The sequence below is a fragment of the Paenibacillus dendritiformis genome (assembly GCF_015845845.1).
Classification (GTDB): Bacteria; Bacillota; Bacilli; order Paenibacillales; family Paenibacillaceae; genus Paenibacillus_B; species Paenibacillus_B dendritiformis_C.
On record NZ_LDIG01000275.1, the window covers coordinates 1 to 7548 of the forward strand.

Below are 7548 nucleotides of genomic sequence, written 5' to 3' on the forward strand. Positions count from 1 at the left end.
CGGCTCTACGCCGGCCTCCGCCGGGTGCTGAGCGAAGCGGGCAGCGGCCGGGCCATGGCGCCGGACATGCGCCCCGGCGGGCGGCAGCGGGTGATTGTGGATTGAACTGGCGGTTCCGGGACCCCAACGAACAGAAGTCGAAGGAGGGAGAAGCGACGTGGAACACGTAGATGAACAGATCATTTCGCTGTTGTATGGAGAGTCGGAACAACAAGGAGCACGGAGGAAGCAGGAGAATCAAATGACGCCGCCGGACTTTGCCTCGCCGCAAACCATATTGAAGATTAACGGGGAGACTATTCCCTTCTCGGAGGAGCAGCTTCTGGACGGAAAGCTTCGGGTTCCGCTGCCTAAAACATTTCATGTGATGCCCCCTGAGATCGAGGCGCTGAAATATCCGTCTGAACAGCGGCCGGATGTTATTTATTCGAATGATAGTGCTTCGATTAATATTGCGTTCAACTATACGGAACAATCCCTTTCGGCCAATGAGATAGAGGACTTCACCGCCGCTATGGTGCAGATTCTTCGTCGAACGCAGCCGATATTGCAATGGTACGAAGACGGAGTTCGCTATATCCGGGAAAAGCCTATCGGATACTGTGAATTTCAGGTTCCTTCCTTGAGTGCGAACTTATATCAATTGATGTTCTTTGCCGAGTTGGATGGCAGGGCCCTATTATGCACTTTTAACTGTACCGAGGAAGAAATGAAGCATTGGAAGCCAATAGCTTGGGGGATTATGGACTCGCTGGATTTAGGGAAGGAGGGACGTAACGATGAGCCAGTCGGCGCTCGCATATCATAATCTGAAAATATCTCCTTACGAGCTGGTAAGCCTGCAAGAATTGACAATGACCAAGAAGATTAATGAGCATACGAGACTTTCTTTTACCGCGATTGTGCCGGAGGAACTGAAGGACAGTTATGTAGAGATGACAGATGCGGATACGACCGTGGAAATCGCCCAAATCGATGAAGAGGGGGCGAGCAAGCCGCTGTTCAGCGGTATTGTGTTACATATCGGCATCAAGGTTGTCCGCGACATTTACTACCTCGAAGTGGAGGCTGTCTCTCATACCTATAAGCTGGATGTGAAGAAGAAGAGCCGATCATTCCAGAACAAAGCGATGACGATTCCCATGCTATTGGATGTCATTGCTACGGATTATCCGGGTTTGGATGTCGTCGACGAGGCGACCAATCATGCACGCTTGGGTCGGCTTACGGTGCAGTATGAGGAGACGGACTGGCAGTTCCTCAAGCGAATCGCGTCACGCTATCGCACGAGTCTCATGCCGGCGGCCGTTTTTGATAAACCGAAATTCTACTTCGGCATCTTCCAGAGCAGCTCCCAAACCCGTCTTGACGATTATCACTATACCGTCCGCAAGCGCATGACATCCTATCGCCATTTTGCCGAAAATGATACCCAGCAGGTTACGGAAAACGATTTTATATTCTACGAAATAGAGACAAATCGTGTGCTGGAGCTAGGCAACTGGATTGGATTCAAAGGCAAAAGCTTGTACGTCTGCGAAGCAAGAACCGAAGTGAAAAACGGATTATTGAAGCATCATTATGTCCTCTGTTCGCATCGGGGATTGCGGCAAAAAATGATTCCCAACTCGCAAATCGCAGGCGTATCCATTCAAGGAAAAGTCATTGAAGTCGTTCGCGACACGGTGAAGGTGCACTTGAACATCGACAAGAAGCAAAGCAAAGAGGAAGCGCATCGCTTTCCTTACACGTCGATATATACGGCTGAAGGACATACGGGCTGGTACGTTATGCCGGAGATTGGCGATCCGGTTCAAATCTATTTTCCGAGCGACCGGGAGGAAGAGGGGGTCGCCACCGGAGCCGCCCGCGAGAATTCGTCGGTTGGCGGGATGAACAAGCTTGGCAACCCTGACGTTAAATATTTCCGCACGGCTGCGGGCAAGGAAGTGATGCTTAGCCCTGAAGAAATTGTAATTACGGCAAAAGACGGCGAAGTTTTCATCAGACTAAATGAGAAAGATGGCATTGAAATTTTCAGCAAGAAAGGAATAAAGCTGATATCACAAGACAGTATCCTGATGGATTCAGGCAAAAAGGTCATCGTGTCGGCCAAAAATGAAATCAGCATGTCTTGCAAGGAGAGCAGTATCAAGCTCGATGGCAATGCCACTATTGTCGGCAGGGAATTGAAAACGAACTGAGTTAAGGGGATATGACGTGGACAAAGCGGAGTCGATTGCTCATTTCCAAGAACATGTAGTGTGGCAGGAACGGGCGAATATGCAGCTCGTGCTGGAGCGGGACTATCAATTGCATAAAGAACGGCTTGCCGCTGACTTTGTGACCTCCTTCCAACAAATATGCCGACAGATTCGGGACGCACAGGCACGGGAGGAGAAAGGGGCTATCGGATACATCGCGTACTCTATGCTCCGGACCGAGCTGTTGGAAGGGAGATATATCTATCGGGTGGAGGCCTTGGATAGCGGATGGGTATTTGACCGCCATCCCTATGTGCTGGAGTATGATGCCGGATGGGCATTTCAGCATCTCGACACGCTGCGGAGCAGGATGATGTCAGCCAGTCATATGTATGGAGGCAGAGTATCTGTTCCTCTCATTGAACGGATGCTGCTTACGGAAGCAATTGCCATTCATCGGTATGTCATTGCTCTAGCAAGATATGCGCTGCCCCAAGCAGTCGAGCTGGAAGAATACCGGGACATTGCAAAAGAGCCTGAATTTGAGATTCGGGCCGGGGAATATATGGACCTGAGCGAAGCGGTGTTCAAGCAATATGAATGTGAGCGGGATTCAGCGTCCGTTCGTGCATGGCTGGAGGACAAGGAAGAAGCGGCGTATGCTTACGAATCCTATCGAAATATGGATTTGCAAAACGGAGACTACGGAGGCATTGACTTCCAATTCTCTGAATTCAATCAATGCGATCTGTCGCAATCCAGCTTGCAGGATAGCATACTAATCGGATCGAGATGGCATGATACGGCTCTCGTAGGGACCGATTTCTCCCGGAGTCAGGTTCACGGGGTTGAATTCCGTGACTGTGATCTTAGGGGAGCGGTCTTTCGGGGAGTGGAAGGGACCAACGGTTGGAAGGACGCTCTATTTCTTCGTTATCCCGGCCTATCCGCGCTTCGCTTTGCCGGCTCTAATCTGGAAGGGGCTGATTTTACGGGGGCCTCTTTATATGGAGCTGATTTTTCCGAAGCAAATGTGGTGGATGCCGTATTTGAGGGGGCGGATTTGACGAACGCCGTATTCTCTCAACGCCAGCGGGAGGCGCTCCGGCTGGATCCGCAGCAATGGGAACAGACCCTATGGAAAACGTAAGGAGACACGGGACATGAGTTACTTTATCCTCTCACAGGATGATCGCATCCCTGACGCCATTGAACCTGTTGGCATAAGAAAGGCCATTCCCAAGGACATTCTTGATGAAGCACGGGTTGGCGAACTGAAAGAAATGAGTCTGCAGTTCCCCATCCCTGATCGCGAACAAATCGAATATGTCGATTTTATTGAAAGGCCGATTCCTCTCTTGTCCGATAAGCTCAAGCAGTTGATTGAGAAGTTCCTGCCGCGGCAGTTCTATCATCCCGTAGGACTGGTCGACTTCACTCGGATGAGGCAGGAAGTCTATTGGCTTACACTGCCGCAGCGCATGGATTGTCTGTCCGATCAGAGCGAGTTCCATCCCAATGGCACGCTCAAGCGGCCCGTTATTAGAGGAGACATGACCGGGAATGCCCCATTTTTCCAAATCGATGGCATCTATGAAACGATTCTTGTTGTGAACTTATTTTTGGCAGAAAGCATGTTGAGGCGAGACTTCCATGGACTGAGGCTGACCAAGATAGAAGAAGTGTAGCGAGTGGAGCGGGAGGTGATGGAGATGAGTGCAGGGAAGTCGGGGAAAGACAAGAAGGAAATGACTCCTCAAGCCAGCAGCGGCGATAAGAAAAGTTATGTCGTCGCGGGCGCCATATTAAGCTGCAGCTACGGTTCGCAGCCAAGCCATATGGGCATGCAAATGAGCCACGGCGTGTATGTCAAAGGGAAGCCGATCATGAATGTCATGGATCACATCCCTAATGTGAACATTATGCCATTTGGAACATGCGGGAGCATGCAGAATCCTGCCGTCGCCGCGGCTACGGCGGCCAAGGGCGGCATACCGCAGCGGGTGCCGTGTACGCCGATGGTAATGATGCCCTGGCTCGGCGGCAAAACGGATAAACTGGTTGACAACAATCCTTCTTTATTGAATGATTCAACGAACATGTGCATGTTCTGCGGGAAGATAAAGGTTGAGGATGACGGGCAGAATTTGGACTATGTGCAGGTGATGAGGAATTCGGACGAACCTTGGCAGGTATGCAGCGCAGATAAACACGGCCTTGGTAATGAAGGAATTGGTGGTATCGATGATGGAACCTTATATGGTGTAATGGAAAAAGGGTCAATTGTATATGGTCCGTTTAAGGGTGAAGGAAAGGTGTACGGTGGAATGGCAAGTGCTTCCGGCTCGGCAGTCTTTGGTACTGAGGATCACCCAAACGGAACGAAAATCAAAGGAGGGCATATCGCGCAAGTACCAGGGATGGATATCCGTGGAGGGGCAAAGGCCTCCGCTTTTAATGCTGTTGGAAGTGGAGAGTTAGGCGACAAAAACTTGGGAGTTGCAGCTCAAGGTCAAGGTGATCTACTAACGGGCAGTGCTTATGGTGCCTTTGTTGTAAGACCAGAACAACGTACAGTTGGATTTCGTGCAGGCGCAGAGGCTGCAGTAGTTTCTGGGGAAGCAGCTTTGGAGTTTAAAGTTTTCGGGTATAGCGTTCAGATTGGAGTGGAAGGCTCACTTCTTTCTGTAGGAGCCAAGGCTGACATGATTGTAGAAGAAGGGAGATTTAAAACTAGAGCGAAGGTTGCTGCAGGTCTTGGAGCAGGTATTTCAATATCAATTGGAGAGGCTGATTAGTGTTAGGAGGGGCATGCGTCTGTGATAGTTACTCCAGATAAGGGCAAGAAAGGTTTAATAAAATTTATTACGATTTTATTTAACTCACTATGCATATTTTTTTGTTTTATTACAATAGCCATTTATTTTGCATCGGAAGATAACAATGGGTTTTGGCTGTTTTTTACGTTTACAATTGCTTATAGTACAAGCTGGATATTAATATACAAATTTTGCCTCAGAAAGTTTAAGGAGAAATAACATGGCCTCATACGAGATCGAGTTTTCTGCAAAAGAGTTGGTCTATTTTCTATTCAGGAGAAAGAAATGCCCTATTTGTAAACAAAAACTAGAGCGTACAAAAAAAACAACTCCAGGAGAAAACGAAGTAAGTAGTTTAGAGCTTGGGAAAAAATATGTTGGACCTTCTAATAAGGTTGAAATATATTACTCGTGCGAAAAATGCAACAAACTGTTTACTTTGACTGATCTTAGTAATAGTAAGTGACTTTACAAACAAAGGAGGTGACTTTTTATTGGAAAAGTTGCTACCGATAGGTTCTGTAGTTCGGTTAAGAAACGGTGAAAAGAGGATAATGATATACGGGAGATACCAAAAGAAAGTAAATAGCGAACTAGTATTTGATTATATTGCATGTTTATATCCGGAAGGTAATATGAATCCCAACCAAGCATTTTTATTTGACCATGATTTAATAGAAGAAATTTATTTTAGGGGTTTTCAGGATATAGAAGAATTATCCTATAATCAGATGCTACAGGATTATCGAGAAAGAGTAGATGACTCGAATTAGATTTTTTAAACTCTATTTTTTGGAAAATGCAATCACCCACCTGAAGGGGGGATTATGTGAGTACATCAACCATGCTGGCAGGGTACGGAAATATACAGATTGTGTCGCCATACGAGATACATAGCCTCAGTACTCTTCGGGTTGAAAAGAAAGTGAACGAGCATGCTCGGATGTTGCTTACAGCGATTGTTCCTGAAGAGAAGAAAGACAGCTGCGTAGATATGGCTAACGATACGGACACGATTGAGATTCGTGAGTTATCTGATGAGGGAGACGTTATTCGAACCTTGTTCCATGGGATCATCTCCGATATTGCGGTTAAGGTCGTTAGGGGCTTCTATCGTCTGGAGATAGAGGCGGTATCTCATTCCTATCGTCTTGACATAAAGCCGAAAACCCGCTCCTTTCAGAATCATAAAATGCGGTACGAGGAATTGGTTCAGCATATTCTGTCCGATTACCCTGGCTCCGACTTTATTGATTTGACGTTCAACAATGCGCCGCTGGATCAATTTACTGTTCAGTATCAGGAAACCGACTGGCAATTCCTCAAACGTATGGTTTCCCGATTCGGGACCGTTCTTATTCCGGAGGTAGCGGCCGATTCTCCGAAGCTCTGGGTCGGATTGCCTGAGGGCAAACCCGATTCTCTCCGCAATACGAACTATCAGGTGCTGCGAACACTAAATAATTATGGGCAGAAGGAAGATGGCGTCACTAGTTACTTGATTGTAACGAAACGTTATTATAATCTTGGAGATCGGATTCTATTCAAGAACAAGCCACTGATTGTTACCGGTTGCACATCCCTTCTAAATGAGGGTATGCTCACCCATGAATATATTTTACAAGCCGAAGCAGATAGCCGTTGGCAACCGATATGGAACGAGTCTATTCGAGGCGCATCCCTTGCAGGAAAAGTAATAGACGCCGCGAAAGATAAAGTGAAGATCCATTTGAATATAGACGATGTGCAGACAAAAGAGGATGCATGCTGGTTTCCTTATTCTTCTCCCTATGTGGCAGAAGGAAAGACAGGCCTATATTGTATGCCGCAGATTGGCGACTCTGTCCAGTTGTATATCCCGAATTATCGGGAGGAAGAAGCCTTTGTCCGCTCCTCTTTTCGTCAAGAGGGGAATTCTCCGAAGCTGGGCAACCCTAGTGTGAAATATTGGGGCAATCCCCTCGGGAAGGAAATTAAGTTCAGCGGCAATGAGCTAAGGATGACGGCCCAGGAGAACCATGTTTTTGTGAAGCTGCATGACAACAAAGGCATTGAGCTTCATAGCAAGGACGCTATCGTTGTCCACTCGGACAGAGAAATAGTGCTTGATGCTGGCAGGTTAGACATGCGGGCCAAAGAGGCAGTCTATCTCTTGAGCGGATCGAGTAGTATTGTGTTGGATGGGGATACAGATGTTAAGGCTGGACAGGTGATTGTAAAGGGCATTGCAAAGTCTCCAGTGCGTGTGGAGCAGCCTGATTCACCGGCAGGAAAGGGAAGCGCACAAAACGGAAAGCCTTTAAAGAGCAGTACAGAATTGGCGCTGCATGCACTTGCCTTGATCCCAGGTATCGGAAACGCAGCCGTGTTAGGAGCGAAAACGATAGCCGCAACTGGAGGGAGCACTTCTCATTTGCCGAGAAACAAAACGGGCAAATCGAACTCTGTTGCAGATTACTCCAAGGCGGCTATTTCCATGATGGGCAGCATTCCAAGTCCATTGCCAGCCACCAAAACAATATCAA

8 protein-coding genes are annotated in these 7548 nt (G+C 47.7%); all 8 read left to right on the top strand.

The window, feature by feature from the left end:
* The first annotated feature begins 241 nt into the window (after positions 1-241).
* Positions 242-808 (top strand): hypothetical protein, encoded by a 567-nt coding sequence (locus ABD76_RS27445; RefSeq protein ID WP_242069657.1) that lies wholly within the window; start codon positions 242-244, stop codon positions 806-808.
* Positions 780-2204: a contractile injection system protein, VgrG/Pvc8 family gene (locus ABD76_RS27450; RefSeq protein ID WP_197258857.1), complete on the top strand. Its 1425-nt coding sequence runs from the start codon at positions 780-782 to the stop codon at positions 2202-2204. Before ABD76_RS27445 ends, ABD76_RS27450 begins: the two co-directional genes overlap by 29 nt.
* Before the next feature lie 16 nt (positions 2205-2220).
* Positions 2221-3354 (top strand): pentapeptide repeat-containing protein, encoded by a 1134-nt coding sequence (locus tag ABD76_RS30570; RefSeq protein ID WP_197258856.1) that lies wholly within the window; start codon positions 2221-2223, stop codon positions 3352-3354.
* 13 nt (positions 3355-3367) lie between these two features.
* Complete coding sequence (locus tag ABD76_RS27460) at positions 3368-3892, top strand: serine protease (RefSeq protein ID WP_197258855.1); 525 nt, start codon at positions 3368-3370, stop codon at positions 3890-3892.
* Positions 3893-3916: 24 nt separating this feature from the next.
* A complete protein-coding gene (locus tag ABD76_RS27465; RefSeq protein WP_197260078.1) occupies positions 3917-5002 on the top strand; it encodes a DUF4280 domain-containing protein in 1086 nt (361 codons plus the stop codon).
* Positions 5003-5243: 241 nt separating this feature from the next.
* Complete coding sequence (locus ABD76_RS27470) at positions 5244-5489, top strand: hypothetical protein (RefSeq protein ID WP_168181331.1); 246 nt, start codon at positions 5244-5246, stop codon at positions 5487-5489.
* 28 nt (positions 5490-5517) lie between these two features.
* A complete protein-coding gene (locus tag ABD76_RS27475) occupies positions 5518-5796 on the top strand; it encodes a DUF4176 domain-containing protein (protein WP_168181332.1) in 279 nt (92 codons plus the stop codon).
* Positions 5797-5852: 56 nt separating this feature from the next.
* Positions 5853-7548: contractile injection system protein, VgrG/Pvc8 family (locus tag ABD76_RS27480; RefSeq protein WP_338125209.1), on the top strand; the 1696-nt coding region annotated here is incomplete at its 3' end.

Excerpts from the sequence above, each read along its gene's own strand:
- ABD76_RS27460 (WP_197258855.1), top strand. The coding sequence starts at position 3,368 with ATGAGTTACTTTATCCTCTCACAGGATGATCGCATCCCTGACGCCATT.
- ABD76_RS27445 (WP_242069657.1), top strand. The coding sequence starts at position 242 with ATGACGCCGCCGGACTTTGCCTCGCCGCAAACCATATTGAAGATTAAC.
- ABD76_RS27465 (WP_197260078.1), top strand. The coding sequence starts at position 3,917 with ATGAGTGCAGGGAAGTCGGGGAAAGACAAGAAGGAAATGACTCCTCAA.
- ABD76_RS27450 (WP_197258857.1), top strand. The coding sequence starts at position 780 with ATGAGCCAGTCGGCGCTCGCATATCATAATCTGAAAATATCTCCTTAC.
- ABD76_RS27470 (WP_168181331.1), top strand. The coding sequence starts at position 5,244 with ATGGCCTCATACGAGATCGAGTTTTCTGCAAAAGAGTTGGTCTATTTT.